The organism is Enhydrobacter sp. (assembly GCF_030246845.1).
Taxonomy (GTDB): Bacteria; Pseudomonadota; Alphaproteobacteria; order Reyranellales; family Reyranellaceae; genus Reyranella.
Map to the genome: position 1 here is coordinate 4,377,301 of NZ_CP126889.1, position 16,658 is coordinate 4,393,958.

Genomic DNA, 16,658 nt, shown 5'->3' on the forward strand with positions numbered 1-16,658 from the left:
GGCCGAGGCACGATGTTCGGCCGCTCCAACACCAGCATCGAGATGCGCACCCCGGCGCTGCTGTCACTGGGCCTGCACGTCTTCGCGCTGGTGGCGGCGATCGTGAACTTCGATTTCTTCAGCCGGCCGGAGATCGAGCCCGAGCCGATCATGGTCGACTTCGAGGCGATCGCGCCGCACGCCGCCGCGCCCGTGATCGGCAATCCGCCGCCGCAGCCGAAGGACGCCAAGATCGACAAGGAGACGACCAAGGCGCCGCCGCCCAAGACCGCGGAGCCGCCGCCTGCGCCCGAGAAGCCCAAGCCGGACGAGGCCAAGGCCATTCCCGTCCCGCCCGCGCCGATGGAGAAGCCGAAGCCCAAGCCCGAGCCGGTCGAGGACAAGATCGCGCTGAAACCCAAGGAGCCGGAGCCGCCGAAGACCGAGAAGCCGCCCGAGCCGCCCAAGCCCGCACCCAAGCCGGAGGTGAAGAAGGTCGAGCCCAAGCCCGCGCCGCCCAAGCCGCATCCGCCGAAGCCCAATGTCGACAACCTGGTCGACAGCATCCTGAAGAACCAGCAGTCGCGGACCAAGATCCAGACGCCGGAGCAGCAGCCCAAGCCGGTGGAGCAGGTGACGCGCCAGGCCTCGATGGCGCCCAACCTCGCGGCCGTGGTGTCGGCCAGCGAGATCGAGGGCGTACGCAACAAGATCAGGCCGTGCTGGAATTCGTTCGGCGGCTCGAAGGAGGCCCCGATCGTGACGCTCGTCGTGCAGATGAACCAGGACGGCACGCCGGTGAATGCGGAGGTGAGGGACACCGGCCGCTACAACAGCGATCCCGTGTTCCGCGCCGCGGCCGACGCGGCATGGCGGGCGGTCATGAACCCGCGCTGCCAACCCTGGCCGCTGTCGCCCGACAAGTACAACGCCTGGCGCACCATCACCTTCCACTTCGATCCGCGCGACTACTGACCACGGTCGCGCTATAGAGACTGCCTCCCCCAACCACCATGAGGTTCGACATGATGCACTTCAGACATCTGCGGACGATGCTGTGCGCGGCGGCCCTGGCCGCGCTCGCGGTGCCGGCCCATGCCCAGCTCACGATCGACATGACGAAGCCGAGCTTCCAGCCCGTGCCGATCGCCATCGTCGACTTCGCGGGCGATCCGATGGGCGCGCAGATCGCCGAAGTGATCCGCAACGACCTGCAGAATTGCGGGCTGTTCCGCTCGATCCCGCCGGGATCGTTCATCGAGCGCAACGTCAACGTGAGCGCGGCGCCCAACTTCGCCGACTGGCGCGGCATCGGCGCGCAGGGCCTGGTCGTCGGGCAGATCTCGCAGGTCGGCGGCAACATCAAGGTCGATTTCCGCCTGTGGGACGTCGTGGTCGGCCAGCAGGCGACCGGTCTCTCCTTCACCAGCCAGCCGAGCAACTGGCGACGGCTCGGCCACATCATCGCCGACGCCGTCTACAAGCGCGTGACGGGCGAGGAAGGCTACTTCGACACCCGCGTGGCCTATGTGTCCGAGACCGGGCCGCTCAACAACCGCACCAAGCGGATCGCCATCATGGACCAGGACGGCGCGAACAACCGCTACATCACCGACGGGCGCACGCTGGCGATCACGCCGCGCTTCTCGCCGACGCTGCAGGAAATCGTCTACATGGCCTACGCCGACAACAACTCGCCGCCGAAGGTCTATCTGCAGAACGTCGATTCCGGCCGCCGCGAGCTCCTGGGCAACTTCCCGGGCATGAGCTTTGCGCCGCGCTTCTCGCCCGACGGCACCAAGGTCGCGATGAGCCTGTCGAAGGACGGCAACACCGACCTCTACGAGATGGACCTGCGCGGCCAGAACCTGCGGCGTCTCACGAACACCGCGGCGATCGACACCTCGCCCTGCTACTCGCCCGACGGCACGCAGATCGTGTTCAACTCCGACCGCGGCGGCAGCCAGCAGCTCTACGTCATGGGCGCGGGCGGCGGCGGGGAGAAGCGCATCAGCTTCGGCGACGGCCGCTACGCCACGCCGGTTTGGTCGCCGCGCGGCGACTACATCGCTTTCACCAAGATCATGGGCGGCAGCTTCGGCATCGGCGTGATGCGGCCCGACGGCAGCGGCGAGCGGATGCTGGCCAGCGGCTTCCTGGTCGAGGGCCCGACCTGGGCGCCCAACGGCCGTGTCCTGATGTACTTCCAGCAGCAGCCCAACTCGGGCGGACGCGCCGGGTCGGTGACGCTTCACCAGATCGACATCACCGGACGCTTCGGACGACAGGTGCCGACGCCGACCGATGCGTCCGATCCGGCATGGTCACCCTTGATTCCGCAATAACGGGAGATATGATCGATATGTTGACCCGGGCGTAAAACGCTCGGGTCATCACGTTTGGGAGCGGTGGAACTGAGTGGGAAACCGAGAGGAGCGTGTCGTGCAAGCGACGCGAAAGGACTAGATGCGCACGATGAAGGCACTCGCTGCCGTAGCGGCAATGGCTCTGGTTGCCGCCTGCAGCAACAATACACAACAGGCCGCCGTTCCGGCCAGCACGACGGTGACCCCCGGCTCCGTCGCCGACTTCAAGCAGAATGTGGGTGATCGCGTTTACTTCGACACCGACATGTCGGGCATCCGTCCGGATGGTCGCGCCACGCTGGAAAAGCAGGCGACCTGGCTGAAGCAGTACACGAACTATCCGATCACGATCGAAGGCAAGTGCGACGAGCGCGGAACGCGCGAGTACAACCTGGCGCTCGGCGAGCGCCGCGCCAACGCCGTGAAGCAGTTCCTCGTGGCCCAGGGAATCCCGGCATCGCGGATCCACACCATCAGCTACGGCAAGGAGCGCCCGGAAGTGCTCGGCTCCGACGAGGGTGCCTGGGCGCGCAACCGTGTCGGCATCACCGTCCTGCAGTAGGCGGATGCCCGAAGTGAACTCGACGCCGGTCGCTCAGCGACCGGCGTTTCCATTTGTGGGCCTGCCCGTCCTGCCCGAAAATGGCCGGGTTTGACCTAAAACTGGCGTCCGACATGAAGATCTTTTCTCCCCGGCTCCTGATCCTGGCGCTCGCCTTGCCGTCGGCGGCCGCGGCGCAAAGCGGCAGCAACGTCTATATCGAGGACCGGCTGAACCAGCTCCAGCAGTCGATCACCATGCTGACCGGCCAGCTCGAGCAGCTTCAGTACCAGAACCAGCAGCTTCAGCAGCAGATGGAGAAGATGCGGACGGACTACGACTTCCGCCTCGACCAGATCGAGAAAGGCGGCAAGGGCGGGTCCGGGCCCGCGGGACCGGCGCCGTCGCGGCCCGCGGCCCCTTCGCCACCGTCATCGGGCTCGACGTCGCAGCACGCGGCGGCGTCCTCCACCGCCTCGGCCGACCAGCTCTATCACGCCGCCTTCAAGCTCCTGCAGGACGGCGACTATGCCGGCGCCGAGCGCGACTTCCGCGCCTTCGTGCAGCGCTATCCCAAGCATGTGCTGGCGGGCAACGCCCAGTATTGGCTGGGCGAATCCTACTACGCCCGCCGCGACTACCAGGACGCGATGACCGCCTTCGCCGAGGGCTACAAGGTCTACAAGACCAGCCAGAAGGGGCCCGACAATCTGCTGAAGCTCGGCATCACCCTGGCGGTGCTCGGCCGCAAGACCGACGCCTGCGCCGTCTTCGCCCGCTTCACCAAGGACTACCCGCACGCGACCGACCTCCAGAAGCGGCGCGTCGATCAGGAGCGGCAACGGAACAATTGCAGTTGAGCAGGCGGCCGGCCGCAATTGGCGGCGACGAGTTCGCCGCCCTGATGATGGCTTTCGGGCCGTTCGAAGCCGATCCGGTGCTGGCCGTCGCCGTGTCCGGCGGCCGCGATTCGCTTTGTCTCGTCTTGCTGGCGCAAGACTGGGCGGCCGCCCGTGGGGGCCGAACGGTGGCCTTGATCGTCGATCACGGGCTGCGCGCCGAGTCGGCTTCGGAAGCCGCCGCGACCCGCGACCTGCTCGCCGGCCGTGGCATCGCCGCCGAGATCCTGCACTGGTCCGGCGAGAAGCCGGCGAGTCGTCTGCAGGAAGAGGCGAGGACGGCGCGCTATCGGCTCCTGTTCGAAGCCTGTCGACGTCACGGCATCCTCCATCTCCTGGTCGCCCATCATGCCGCCGACCAGGCCGAGACGGTCGCCATGCGGATGGCGCGGGCGAGCGGGCCGGACGGGCTGGCGGGCATGGCGGCGGTTGTCGAGCATCGACAGGCGCGCCTGCTGCGGCCGCTGCTTTCGGTGCCGCGGGACCGTTTGACGGCTACGCTTCGAGAGCGCGGCATCCCCTGGATCGAGGACCCGTCCAATGCCGATCCTCGTTTCGAGCGCGCGCGGCTGCGGGCGCGGCCGCAGGTTGCCCTGCCGCAGAAAAGCGCGGCGGGCCGTGCGGCGCGTGAGCGCATCCTGGCGGAGGATGCCGTAGCGATGCTGGAGGTCGAGCCGCCGGCCACCGTCGTCTTCGACCGGGCGGCTTTTGCCTGTCTCGGCCGGCCGCGGGCCGCGCGGCTCCTCGGCCGGCTCATCCAGGCCGTGGCGGGGCGGCCCCATCCGCCCCGCCGAGACCGGCTGGACCGCGCCCTTGTGCGGCTTTCGCGGGCGGCGGACCGTGGCAAGTCGGGAAAGAGCCAGGATTTCACCTTGTCTGAATGCCGTCTGAGGCTGAGGCAAACGCGGGGGGATCGCCGGCCGCGCTGGATTGTGACGCCGGAAAATGGCAGGAAAGGCCGTGAAAGCGCCGATCAGCCGCTCGTTCCGGCGGCATTTTTCGCTTGCGGCACACACGGTACGCCCCATCTAGAGTGAAAACCCCAGTCATCGGACCGAAATCGTGAACCCGTTCAACCGTAACGCCGCCTTGTGGATCGTCATCGTCCTGCTTCTGGCGCTGCTCTACAGCGTCTTTCAGGGAGGAACGACCCGGGCGGCCGGGAACGCCATCTCGTACTCCGATTTCGTCCGTGCGGTCGAGCAGCGGCAGATCCAGGACGTCCGCATCTCCGGCAACACGATCACAGGCACCTTCCGCGAGCCGCGCAACGGCATGCAGAAATTCTCGACCTACGTTCCGAGCACGCCGCCGGACGAGCAGCTCATGCCCATGCTGATCAAGAACGTCGATCGCGTGGAAGCGGGGCCGGCCGAGGAGGGGGTCAATATCGGCAGCATCTTCGTCAGCTGGCTGCCGGTCCTGGTCCTGGTCGGAGTCTATATATTCTTCCTGCGCCAGATGCAGAGCGGCACCGGCCGCGCCATGGGCTTCGGCAAGTCGCGGGCACGATTGCTGACGGAGAAGCACGGGCGCGTCACCTTCGAGGACGTGGCCGGCATCGACGAGGCCAAGGGCGAACTGGAGGAGATCGTCGACTTCCTCAAGGATCCGCAGAAATTCCAGCGCCTCGGCGGCAAGATCCCCAAGGGCTGTCTGCTGGTCGGGCCGCCGGGCACCGGCAAGACGCTTCTCGCGCGCGCCATCGCGGGTGAGGCGAACGTGCCGTTCTTCACCATCTCGGGCTCCGACTTCGTCGAGATGTTCGTCGGCGTGGGCGCAAGCCGCGTGCGCGACATGTTCGAGCAGGCGAAGAAGAACGCGCCGTGCATCGTCTTCATCGACGAGATCGACGCGGTGGGCCGCCATCGCGGCGCCGGCCTCGGCGGCGGCAACGACGAGCGCGAGCAGACGCTCAACCAGTTGCTGGTCGAGATGGACGGCTTCGAATCCAACGAGGGCGTGATCCTGATCGCGGCCACCAACCGCCCGGACGTTCTCGATCCGGCGCTGTTGCGTCCGGGCCGCTTCGACCGCCAGGTCGTGGTGCCCAACCCCGACATCGGCGGCCGCGAGAAGATCCTGAAGGTCCATATGCGCAAGATTCCGCTCGCGCCGGACGTCGATCCGCGGGTGCTGGCGCGCGGCACGCCGGGCTTCTCCGGTGCCGATCTCGCCAACCTCGTGAACGAGGCGGCCTTGCGCGCCGCCCGCGTCGGCAAGCGGCTCGTCACCATGTCCGATTTCGAGTACGCCAAGGACAAGGTGCTGATGGGCACCGAGCGGCGCTCGATGGCGATGACCGACGAGGAGAAGAAGCTCACCGCCTATCACGAGGCGGGTCACGCGCTGGTGGCGCTCCACGTGCCCAAGACCGATCCGCTGCACAAGGTGACGATCATCCCGCGCGGCCGTGCGCTCGGCGTCACCATGCAGCTGCCGGAGCGCGACCACCTCAGCCACACCAAGCTCTACCTCGAGTCGCGGCTGGCGATCCTGTTCGGCGGCCGCATCGCCGAGGAGATCATCTTCGGACCGGAGAACGTCACCACCGGCGCCGCCAGCGACATCCAGGTCGCCACCCAGATGGCGCGCGGCATGATCACGGCCTACGGCATGTCCGACAAGCTCGGGCGCGTGCGGTACCAGGCCAACGAGCAGGAGGTGTTCCTGGGGCATGCCGTGACGCAGACCCAGAACGTGTCCGAGGCCACCGCCCAGCTCATCGACCAGGAAGTGCGCCGGCTCATCGAGGAGGCGGAGACGCAAGCCCGCAAGATTCTGACCGACAATCTCGAGGATCTGCACACGATCGCCAATGCGCTGCTCGAGTACGAGACGCTGAGCAACGACGAGATCGGCCAGATCCTGCGCGGCGAGACCATCGTGCGCGACGACACCGGCGGCGCCGGCCCGGCCGAGCGTCGGCGCCGCGCCTCGGTGCCGAGCAGCAGCGGTTCCGCGCCCGGCACCTCCCCCGGCGCCAGCCCCGAGCCGCAGCCGGGCGTTTGATCCGAACCTTTGCGGACCTCACGCTCGATCGTCCGAGGATCATGGCGATCGTGAACGTGACGCCCGACTCCTTTTCCGACGGCGGCGATCGTCTCGATCCGGCGCGGGCCATCGATGACGGCCTGCGCTTCGTCGCCGAGGGCGCCGACATCGTGGACGTGGGCGGCGAATCGACCCGGCCGCGTGCGTCGCCGACTCCGCCGGACGAGGAATTGCGGCGCATCCGGCCCGTGGTCGAGGGACTTGGACGGCAGGGCGTTCTGGTGTCGGTCGACACCCGGCGGGCCTCGGTCGCCCGTGCCGCACTCGATGCCGGAGCGCGGATCGTGAACGATGTATCGGCCCTGCGCGACGATCCGGACATGCTGCGGCTGGTGGCGCAGCGTGAGGCCGACGTGGTCCTGATGCATCGGCGCGGCCTGCCGGAGAATGTCTTTGCCGGTCCGCCCTATGAAAACGTCGTCGAGGATGTCCGCAGGTTCCTGCTCGAACGCGCAGCCGCCTGCGAGGCTGCCGGCATGAAGCGCGGGTGCATCGCGCTCGATCCAGGCGTGGGATTCGGCAAGAGCGTCGGCCAGGAGCTGGAGCTGATCGCCGGCGCGGGGCGGCTGGCCGAAGCGGGCTACCCGGTATTGATCGGCTGCTCGCGAAAGAGCTTCATCGGCAAGCTCACCGGCATCGCCGAGCCGAAGCGGCGCGACCCTGCCTCCATCTGGCTCGCCGTCGAGGCGGCGCGCCGCGGTGCCTCGATTCTCCGTGTCCATGATGTGGCCGGCACCCGGCAGGCTCTCGCTGTCTCGGCAGCGATGCGATAAAATTCACCCGTCATGTCTCGCTCTCTCTTCGGCACCGACGGCGTGCGCGGCCGCGCCAACAGTGCGCCGATGACCGCCGACACCGTCATGCAAATCGGCATGGCGGCAGGCCGGGTCTTCAACCGCGGCAGCCACCGCCATCGCGTCGTGATCGGCAAGGACACACGCCTCTCGGGCTACATGCTCGAGCAGGCAATGACGGCGGGCTTCCTGTCGGTGGGAATGGACGTGCTGCTGCTGGGGCCGATCCCGACGCCGGCCATCGGCTTCCTGACACGGTCGATGCGGGCGGATCTCGGCGTCATGATCTCGGCTTCGCACAATCCCTACGAGGACAACGGCATCAAGCTGTTCGGGCCCGACGGCTTCAAGCTGTCCGACACGGTCGAGGACCAGATCGAAGCGCTGGTCGGCGAGCCCTCGGCCATTCCCGTCGCCGGCCCGGCGGCAATCGGACGGGCCAAGCGCCTCGACGACGCCGAGGGCCGCTATATCGAGGCCGTGAAGGGGTCGGCGGCGCGCGGTCTCGACCTGACCGGCCTCAAGATCGTTGTCGATTGCGCCAACGGCGCTGCCTACAAGGTGGCGCCGACGGTACTGTGGGAGCTGGGCGCCGAGGTCATCCCGCTCGGCGTCTCGCCCGACGGCTTCAACATCAACGACAACTGCGGCTCCACCCATCCGGCGACGCTGCAGGAGTACGTGGTGGCGCACGGTGCCGACATCGGCATCGCGCTCGACGGCGACGCCGACCGCGTCGTGCTGATCTGCGAGAAGGGCAATCTGATCGACGGCGACCAGTTGATGGCGACCATCGCCGATCAGTGGAAGAGGGATGGGCGCCTCGCGGGCAACGGCCTGGTGGCCACGGTCATGTCCAATCTCGGTCTCGAACGGTTCGTGGCGGCGCTCGGCCTTGCGCTGGTGCGGACCCAGGTCGGCGATCGCTACGTGCTGGAGCGCATGCGGGCCGGCGGCTTCAATCTCGGCGGCGAGCAGTCCGGCCACATCATCATGACCGACCATGCGACGACGGGCGACGGCCTGATGGCCGCGCTGCAGGCGCTGGCGGCGATGACCAAGTGCGGCAAGCGCGCGAGCGAGACCTTCCAGGCCTTCAAGCCGGTGCCGCAGCTTCTGAAGAACGTGCGCGTCGGCGACGCCAGTGCCGCCTTGAACGCGGCCAGCGTGCTGTCGGCGATCGCCTCGGCCGAGGAGAAGCTCGGCAAGGCCGGGCGCGTGCTGGTGCGCAAGTCGGGCACCGAGCCGATGATCCGCATCATGGCCGAGGGCGACGATTCGGAGCTCGTGCGCAGCGTCGTCGATCAGATCGTCGACGCCATTCCGCGCCAGGCCGCCTGAGAAGGAAGATGAAAGGCCGCGTCCTGATCGTAGCCGGCTCCGATTCGGGCGGCGGCGCCGGCATCCAGGCCGACATCAAGGCCGTGACGGCGATGGATGCGTTTGCCGCGACCGCGATCACCGCACTCACGGCGCAGAACACGCTGGGCGTTCAGGCGGTCGAGGCGGTGACGCCCGCCTTCGTTGCGCGGCAGATCGAGGTCGTGCTGACGGACATCGGCGCCGACGCCCTCAAGACCGGCATGCTGCACAGCGCCGAGGTGATCCGCACGGTGGCCACCGCCTTCAGGGCGCATGCGGCCGGCGTGCCTTTGGTGATCGATCCCGTGATGGTCGCCAAGGGCGGACACCGCCTGCTGCTCGCCGAGGCCGAGGCCGCGTTGCGCGACACGTTGCTGCCGATGGCGGCCGTGTTGACGCCGAACCTCCCCGAGGCCGAGGTGCTGGCAGGCTTCGCGGTGCGCGACGAGGTCGACATGATGCGCGCCGGCGAACGGCTGGTCGCGCTGGGCGCCAGGGCCGTCCTGGTGAAGGGCGGACACCTCGAAGGCGATCGCGTGATCGATCTGCTGTTCCACGACGGCAAGGTCGACCGCTTCGAGGATGCGCGGATCGCGAGCCGCTCGACGCACGGCACCGGCTGCACGCTGGCCTCGGCGATCGCCGCCGGACTGGCGCAGAAGCTCGGCCTCCACGATGCCGTGGCCCGTGCCCGGAGCTATGTCCGCAAAGCCATCGAGACCGCGCCCGGCTACGGCCAAGGGCACGGCCCGCTCAACCACGCGGTGACGGTCAGACCAGACTGGTGAAGCAGTGCGTCACGGCGATGGTGCCGTCCTCAGTCTCGACACTTTATGAGCGCCACTGGAGTGGCGCGCTCCTTTGAACGCTCATCGGAGCGCGCAACGGACAAGAACCAAGCAGTGTCGTGTCATCCCAAGCGCAGCGAGGGATCTTTCGCAGCGCCTACAAAGGATCCCTCGCTCCGCTCGGGATGACACAGCCTTACGAAATGGCACTTGTTCATTCCTGAGGTCGATCAGAACGGGGCGCCGAAGCGTTCCAGCCGTTCGAGCACCACGGGGATGCTGTCGTCGGTGACGTTTGCAAAAGCGAGCCGCACGAAGCGATCCTGCCCCGCGCCGAACATGTCGCCCGGGATGGTGAGCAGGTTCTCTTCGTCGGCCAGGCCTTTCGCCACATCAGTAGAGCGCCGGCCGGGGAAAGGGTGTTCGACGTAGGCGAAATAGGCACCGATGCTGACCAGTCGCCAGCGGTTCGAGCGGCCGAGGCCGGCGCCGAGAAGATCGGCGCGCGCCTTGAGAGCTTCGGTGTTGTTGCGCGCCCATGGCAGCAGATGCCGCAGGCCGTAGAGGGCCGCTTCCTGCGCCAGCCGCGGTGGGCAGATCGAGACGCAGTCCATCGCCTTCTCGATCTCGGCCATCAGCCCTGCGCCGGCGGTGACGCCGCCGACGCGGTACCCCGTCAGGGCGAACACCTTGGAGAAGCTGTAGAGATGCACCAGCGTCTCGCGCCAGCCCGGGTCGCCGAACAGCGCGTGCGGCCGCGTGCCCTCGGGCAGGAAATCCTTGTAGGTCTCGTCCAGCACGAGGACGATGCCGTGCCGGCGCGCGAGCTCGTAGAAGGCATGGACGGTCTCGGCCGGATAGACGGCGCCGGTCGGATTGTTGGGGGTGATCAGTACGATGGCGCGGGTACGTGGTCCGATCAATTTCGCGGCATCCTCCGGATGCGGAACGGCGCCCGAGCCGGGCCGGAAGTCGAGCGGCACCGGCTCGACACCCTGCATGCGCATCCACATGTCATGATTGAAATAGTGCGGCCGCGGCAGGATCACCTGATCGCCGGCCTTGGCGATACTCATCAGGGCGAGGCAGAAGGCCTGGTTGCAGCCCGACGTGATGCCGACCTCGTCGGCGCCGATGCGGGCATCGTAGAAGGAGGAAAGATGCGCGGCATACTGTTCGCGCAACGCGGGCACGCCCAGAATGGGTGTGTAGCCGTGCACCGCCGTGTCGAGCAGCAATGCGCCGAGATGCCGGCGCAACTCCAGTGCCGGCGGATAGCCGGGCACGGCCTGGCTGAGATCGATCAAGGGCCGGTCGGCCGGGAAGGTCCGCCCCAGCACCCAGCGCTTGGTCTCGCCGATCGGCGAGGGATCGACCGCCACAAGCCATGGATTGGCGGCCGGCCGGCGGCGGGGCGGCTCGGGTCTCGGGCGGGCGGCGTCGGTCGGCTCGTCGGGCGATTTCACGGATTCTTGAGGCAAGATCGCTTCCTCTCCTTGTGTCCGGGGCGCGGAGCATTCCGGTGCCCCTGGCCGGTGTCAAATGACGCAGCGGCCATTGTCCGCTCCTAAAATGCATTGCTTGCCTTCTGTCTTCTGCATAGCATCCGTAGCAAGGCTTCGTCTGAAAGCCGTCGCGCGTGGCCAACGCGCGTAGAGTGGTCGCCGCTTGGCCGGCGTAGAGGAGGAAATCGTATGGGCTTCAAGAAAGTCAGTCGTCGTCGTTTTGTGGGAGGCACCGCCGCCCTCTCGACCGCCATGGTGGCGGCGCCGTTCGTGCGCGGCGCTTACGCGGCGGGCAAGCTCTCGTTGGGATTGTGGGATCACTGGGTGCCCAACGCCAATGGCGCCACCGAGAAGCTCATCAAGGAGTGGGGGGAGAAGGAGAAGGTCGAGGTCCAGATCGACTTCATCACCTCGCAGGGCAACAAGCTTCTGCTCACGACCGCCGCCGAGTCGCAGGCCAAGTCCGGCCACGACATCATTGCCATGAACACCTTCCTGCCGGCGCGCTATGCCGAGCAGCTCGTCCCGGTCAACGCCGAGATGGACAAGCTCATCGCCGACAACGGCAAGGTCAACGACACGGTCGAGTATCTCGGCAAGATCGGCGGCAAGTGGCTGGCCATTCCGGCGACCATCGGCAGCCAGATCAAGGGGCCATGCTCGCGCATCGACTACATGAAGGAATACGCCAAGATCGACGTGCAGGCGATGTATCCGGCCGGCGCCGAGCCCAAGGACAAAGACTGGACGCTGGACGCCTTCATGAAGGCGGCGGAAGCGTGCCACAAGGGCGGCCATCCGTTCGGCATCGGTCTCGGCACGACGTCGGACTGCGTCGATACGATCGGGGCGATCTTCCATTCGTTCGGTGCCGTGCTGGTCGATGCCAAGGGCGAGATCGTCGTCAAGAACGACCAGGTGCGCCAGGCGCTCGACTGGTACAAGAAGCTGATGGCGTTCCTGCCGGAGGACGTGCCGGCCTGGGACGATTCGTCGAACAACAAGTTCCTGGTGTCGGGCCAGGCGTCGATGATCATGAACCCGCCGAGCGCCTGGGCGGTGGCCAAGCGCGACGCGCCCAAGGTCGCCGAGAATTGCTGGACACACGGCTTCCCGTCCGGTCCCAAGGGCCGGTTCGGTCCCTTCTTGCCGTTCTTCTGGGGCATCTGGAACTTCAGCAAGAACGTGCCGGCGGCCAAGAGCCTGCTGATGTACATGTCGCAGGCTTCGTCGGCCGAGAAGATGGTCGAGGCGAGCGGCGGCTACGATCTGCCCGCGTTCGAGAAGCTCACCAAGTTCAAGGTCTGGGCCGAGGCCGAGCCGCCGAAGGGCACGCTCTTCCACTATCCCGACCCGTACCACCACCAGACTCTGTCGATCGCCGCGGCGCCCGCCCCGCACAAGATCGCCGAGCAGATCTATAACCTGGGTCTGCAGACCCAGATGGCCGTTCGCTACTTCAAGGGTGAGCCGCTGGAGAAGACCCTGGACTGGGCATCCAACGAGCTCGAAGGCTTCATGCGCAACTAGCGTGAAGCAGAAGAGGGCGCCGTCCGGCAAGACGGCGTCCTCGCCATATTGAAGCCCCGACACACACGCGTACGGAGCCTTCCATGGCCGACATCGCCGCCCCCAACGCAACCGCCGTCGCGGGAAGCCGCTCGGGGTTGCACAAGCTCATGCAGCGCAAGTCCACGATCGCCTTTCTCATGGCGCTGCCGCTGATCCTGCTGATCGCCATTCTCGTCGTCTATCCGGCCGGCTACGCCGTCTATCTGGCGATGCTCAACAAGTCGATGAGCAAGTTCGTCGGCCTGGGCACCTTCGAGTTCATCCTGAAGCGCCAGATCTTCTGGGACGTGGTCTACCAGTCCTGCCTGTTCGCCATCACCGCCGTGATCTTCAAGGCGATCATCGGCTTCATCGTGGCGCACCTGGTGCACAACATTCCGCTCAAGGGCCAGCGCAAATGGCGCGGCATGCTGCTGGTGCCGTGGGTCATTCCGCCGGCGATGAGCACGCTCGCCTGGCTGTGGCTGTTCGATCCGTCCTACAGCGCCTTCAACTGGATCCTGGCGCATTTCGGTGTCGGGCCCATCCCCTGGACCGGCGAGGCCGGCTGGGCGCGGTTCTGCGTGATCCTGGTCAACATCTGGGCCGGCGCCCCGTTCTTCATGATCATGTATCTCGCGGCGCTGAAGTCGGTGCCCGAGCAGCTTCACGAGGCGGCGGCGATCGACGGCGCCTCCTGGCTGCAGCGCATCTGGTACGTGAACCTGCCGATGATGCGCAACATCATCGCCATCACGGCGCTGTTCTCGCTGATCGTGACCTTCGCCAACTTCGACATCGTGCGCGTGCTGACCGCTGGCGGTCCGCTCAATGCAACGCACATCTTCGCCACCTGGGCCTTCAAGGTCGGCATCGAAAGCGGCGACATCCCGCAGGGCGCTGCCGTGTCGCTGTTCATGGCGCCGATCCTGGCGATCGCCGCCGCGTTCATCCTGCGCGACATCAGCCGACGGGGGAGTGAAGTCTGATGGCCAACGCCACAATCGCAGCCGGGACCGCCAGGCACCCCGTCAAGTACCGCAGCATGAGCCGCGACCGGCGCTGGGCCATGCGCTGGTCGTACTTCTTCCTGGTGCTGTTCGTCATCTTCTTCCTGACGCCGCCGCTCTACATGCTGATCACGTCGCTGAAGAGCAGCGGCGAGATCTCGGCGGCGATCAATCCGTGGTGGGTGTACGAGCCGACGCTCAGCAACTACCAGGAGCTGCTGGGTCAGAACCAGTACCTGGTGTTCTTCCGCAACTCCGCCATGGTCTCGGTCTGCGTGGTCGTCATCACCATGCTGATCAGCGTCACCGCGGCCTTTGCGCTGGCGCGCATGAAGTTCTGGGGATCGGCCACGCTCGCCACCGGCGTGTTCCTGACCTACCTGATCCCGGACACCCTGCTGTTCATCCCGCTGTTCAAGATGTTCGCGTTCGTGCGCGACACCACCGGCATCGAGCTGATGAACCACTGGTGGACCCTGATCATCATCTATCCGACGCTCACGGTGCCGTTCTGCACCTGGATCATGATCGGCTACTTCGCCTCCATCCCGAAGGAACTGGACGAGGCGGCGCTGATCGACGGCGCGAGCTGGATGCAGGCGCTGACCAAGATCTTCATCCCGGTGGCCATCCCCGGCATCATCGCCGCCACGATCTTCGCCTTCACCGTATCGTGGGCGCAATTCCTCTATCCGCTGGCCTTCACGACCTCGACCGACCAGCTGGTGCTGCCGGTCGGCATCGTGACGACGCTGATCAAGGGTGACGTCTTCAACTGGGGCCAGATCATGACGGGCGCGCTGCTCGGCGCGGCGCCGCCGCTCATCATCTACGCCTTCCTCATGGACTACTACATCGCGGGTCTCACCGCGGGCGCCACAAAAGGGTAGGTTTCACTCATGGCTCAAGTCACGCTGCGCAAGGTCATCAAGAAGTACGACGAGGTGATGGCCGTCCGCGGGGTCGATCTCGACATCGCGGACAAGGAGTTCATCGTCCTGGTCGGCCCGTCGGGCTGCGGCAAGAGCACGACGCTGCGCATGATCGCCGGGCTGGAGGAGATCTCCGGCGGCGATATCGCGATCGGCGGCGACATCGTGAACGACGTTCCGCCCAAGGACCGGGACATCGCCATGGTGTTCCAGAACTACGCGCTCTACCCGCACATGAACGTGTACGAGAACATGTCGTTCGGGCTGAAGCTGAAGCGCCGGCCGCGCGACGAGATCGACCGGCGGGTGAAGCAGGCGGCGCAGATCCTCGACATCACCGAGCTGCTCGACCGCAAGCCCAAGCAGCTTTCCGGCGGCCAGCGCCAGCGCGTCGCCATGGGACGGGCGATCGTTCGCGATCCCAAGGTGTTCCTGTTCGACGAGCCGCTGTCGAACCTCGATGCCAAGCTGCGCGTGCAGATGCGCACCGAGATCAAGAAGGTGCACCAGAAGGTGCGCACCACAACGGTCTACGTCACGCACGACCAGGTCGAGGCGATGACGCTCGCCGACCGCGTCGTGGTGATGAATGCCGGCCTGATCGAGCAGGTCGGCTCGCCCAACGATCTCTACCACACGCCGACGACCAAGTTCGTGGCCGGCTTCATCGGCTCGCCGGCGATGAATTTCATTCCGTGCCAGCTCGAGCAGGCGGCCGGCGCCCTGCGCATGCGGCTGAACGACAAGCTCTCGATGCCCGTTCCGGCGTCGCGCACCGCTCGCTATGGCAGCTTCGTCGGAAAGCCCAATCTCGTGCTCGGCCTGCGGCCCGAGCACATCATCGAGACGCGCCCGCATATCGAGCCGAATCAGCACGACTTCGACATGACGATCGAGGTGGTCGAGCCGATGGGTATGGAGACGTTGGTCTACTTCACGATCCAGGGCGTGGAAGTCTGCGGCCGCGTCAATCCGACCGCCGGTGCCGTGGCCGGCCAGCCGATGAAGCTGCGCGCCGACCTCAGCAACATGCACCTGATCGACGACACCACCGGAAAGGTGCTGTGATCGGCCGATCGAAGCCGGCGGTCGAAGCGTAAAGGGGGAGTTCCATGAGTGCGTTGACGGGCAAGGTCGCCTGGGTGACCGGCGCAGGGTCGGGCATTGGCCAGGCGGCGGCCGTCGCGCTGGCGAAGGAAGGCGCGACCGTCGTGCTGACCGGTCGGCGCCGGGAACCGCTGCAGGACACGGCCGGCGCCATCAAGCAGGCGGGCGGCAAGGCCGTCGTCAAGCCGGGCGACCTGATGAAGGCGGCGGCCGTGACGCGCATCGCCGCGGACATCGACAGGAAGTTCGGCCGTTGCGACATCCTGGTGAACAACGCCGGGCTCAACATCCTGGAAAGGAGCTGGAAGCAGCTTTCGCCGGCAGGCGCCGAGCAGGTGATCGACGGCAACCTGTCGAGCGCCTTCTACTGCACCACCGCCGTCCTGCCGCTGATGCGGCGGCACAAGGATGGCGTCCTGATCCATACCTCCTCGGTTGCCGGCCGGCAGCCGAGCCTGCTGAGCGGTCCGGCCTATTCCGCCGCCAAGCACGGCGTGGTGGCGATGAGCCACACCATCAACATGGAGGAGTGCGTGAACGGCATCCGCTCCTGCGTGGTCTGCCCGGGTGAAGTGGCGACGCCGATCCTCGACAAGCGGCCGGTGCCCGTGACCAGGGAGGAGCGCGCCCGCATGGCGCAGTCGGAGGACGTGGGCGATCTCATCCGCTACATCGCCTGCCTGCCGCCGCGCATCGTCATCAACGAGGTGATGATCAATCCGACCTGGAACCGCGGCTACGTGGCCAATCTCCAGCGCGGCAAGGCGTGA

15 protein-coding genes are annotated in these 16,658 nt (G+C 66.7%); 14 read left to right on the plus strand and 1 reads right to left on the minus strand.

Translation table 11 applies throughout. The features are described 5' to 3' along the window. The first annotated feature begins 12 nt into the window (after positions 1-12). The 9 genes from OJF58_RS21820 (at position 13) to thiD (ending at position 9,783) form a co-directional block, all read left to right on the plus strand. Positions 13-954, plus strand: a complete 942-nt coding sequence (locus tag OJF58_RS21820; protein ID WP_300779868.1) for a hypothetical protein — start codon at positions 13-15, stop codon at positions 952-954. 50 nt (positions 955-1,004) lie between these two features. Beyond that, the gene (gene tolB / locus OJF58_RS21825) at positions 1,005-2,324 is read left to right on the plus strand and encodes a Tol-Pal system beta propeller repeat protein TolB (RefSeq protein WP_300779870.1); all 1,320 of its coding nucleotides are present in this window, start codon (positions 1,005-1,007) and stop codon (positions 2,322-2,324) included. A gap of 121 nt (positions 2,325-2,445) precedes the next feature. Next, complete coding sequence (gene pal, locus OJF58_RS21830; protein WP_300779871.1) at positions 2,446-2,907, plus strand: peptidoglycan-associated lipoprotein Pal; 462 nt, start codon at positions 2,446-2,448, stop codon at positions 2,905-2,907. 113 nt (positions 2,908-3,020) lie between these two features. Then, entirely contained in the window at positions 3,021-3,746 is a 726-nt protein-coding gene (gene ybgF, locus OJF58_RS21835; protein WP_300779872.1) for a tol-pal system protein YbgF, read from the plus strand. Further along, on the plus strand, positions 3,743-4,822 hold the full coding sequence (gene tilS / locus OJF58_RS21840; RefSeq protein WP_300779873.1) for a tRNA lysidine(34) synthetase TilS: 1,080 nt from the start codon (positions 3,743-3,745) through the stop codon (positions 4,820-4,822). The genes ybgF and tilS overlap by 4 nt, the downstream gene beginning before the upstream one ends. A gap of 25 nt (positions 4,823-4,847) precedes the next feature. After that, positions 4,848-6,797 carry an ATP-dependent zinc metalloprotease FtsH gene (gene ftsH, locus OJF58_RS21845; protein ID WP_300779875.1) on the plus strand — a complete coding sequence of 650 codons (1,950 nt, stop codon included), beginning with the start codon at positions 4,848-4,850 and terminating at the stop codon, positions 6,795-6,797. 41 nt (positions 6,798-6,838) lie between these two features. Continuing rightward, positions 6,839-7,612: a dihydropteroate synthase gene (gene folP / locus OJF58_RS21850; protein ID WP_300779877.1), complete on the plus strand. Its 774-nt coding sequence runs from the start codon at positions 6,839-6,841 to the stop codon at positions 7,610-7,612. Positions 7,613-7,624: 12 nt separating this feature from the next. Then, positions 7,625-8,974 (plus strand): phosphoglucosamine mutase, encoded by a 1,350-nt coding sequence (gene glmM, locus OJF58_RS21855; RefSeq protein ID WP_300779878.1) that lies wholly within the window; start codon positions 7,625-7,627, stop codon positions 8,972-8,974. A gap of 8 nt (positions 8,975-8,982) precedes the next feature. Then, positions 8,983-9,783 (plus strand): bifunctional hydroxymethylpyrimidine kinase/phosphomethylpyrimidine kinase, encoded by an 801-nt coding sequence (thiD, locus tag OJF58_RS21860; protein ID WP_300779879.1) that lies wholly within the window; start codon positions 8,983-8,985, stop codon positions 9,781-9,783. A gap of 230 nt (positions 9,784-10,013) precedes the next feature. Here thiD and OJF58_RS21865 read toward each other — a convergent pair whose 3' ends face one another. Beyond that, a complete protein-coding gene (locus OJF58_RS21865) occupies positions 10,014-11,264 on the minus strand; it encodes an aminotransferase (protein ID WP_300779881.1) in 1,251 nt (416 codons plus the stop codon). Positions 11,265-11,477: 213 nt separating this feature from the next. Here OJF58_RS21865 and OJF58_RS21870 point away from each other — a divergent pair, with 213 nt between their 5' ends. The 5 genes from OJF58_RS21870 (at position 11,478) to OJF58_RS21890 (ending at position 16,658) form a co-directional block, all read left to right on the plus strand. Continuing rightward, positions 11,478-12,818: an extracellular solute-binding protein gene (locus OJF58_RS21870; RefSeq protein ID WP_300779882.1), complete on the plus strand. Its 1,341-nt coding sequence runs from the start codon at positions 11,478-11,480 to the stop codon at positions 12,816-12,818. An 83-nt stretch (positions 12,819-12,901) separates the two neighbouring features. Then, complete coding sequence (locus OJF58_RS21875) at positions 12,902-13,828, plus strand: sugar ABC transporter permease (protein WP_300779884.1); 927 nt, start codon at positions 12,902-12,904, stop codon at positions 13,826-13,828. Continuing rightward, positions 13,828-14,739, plus strand: a complete 912-nt coding sequence (locus OJF58_RS21880) for a carbohydrate ABC transporter permease (protein WP_300779886.1) — start codon at positions 13,828-13,830, stop codon at positions 14,737-14,739. The genes OJF58_RS21875 and OJF58_RS21880 overlap by 1 nt, the downstream gene beginning before the upstream one ends. 9 nt (positions 14,740-14,748) lie before the next feature. Continuing rightward, positions 14,749-15,849 carry a sn-glycerol-3-phosphate ABC transporter ATP-binding protein UgpC gene (gene ugpC, locus OJF58_RS21885; RefSeq protein WP_300779887.1) on the plus strand — a complete coding sequence of 367 codons (1,101 nt, stop codon included), beginning with the start codon at positions 14,749-14,751 and terminating at the stop codon, positions 15,847-15,849. Between the two features lie 44 nt (positions 15,850-15,893). Next, entirely contained in the window at positions 15,894-16,658 is a 765-nt protein-coding gene (locus tag OJF58_RS21890) for an SDR family oxidoreductase (protein ID WP_300779888.1), read from the plus strand.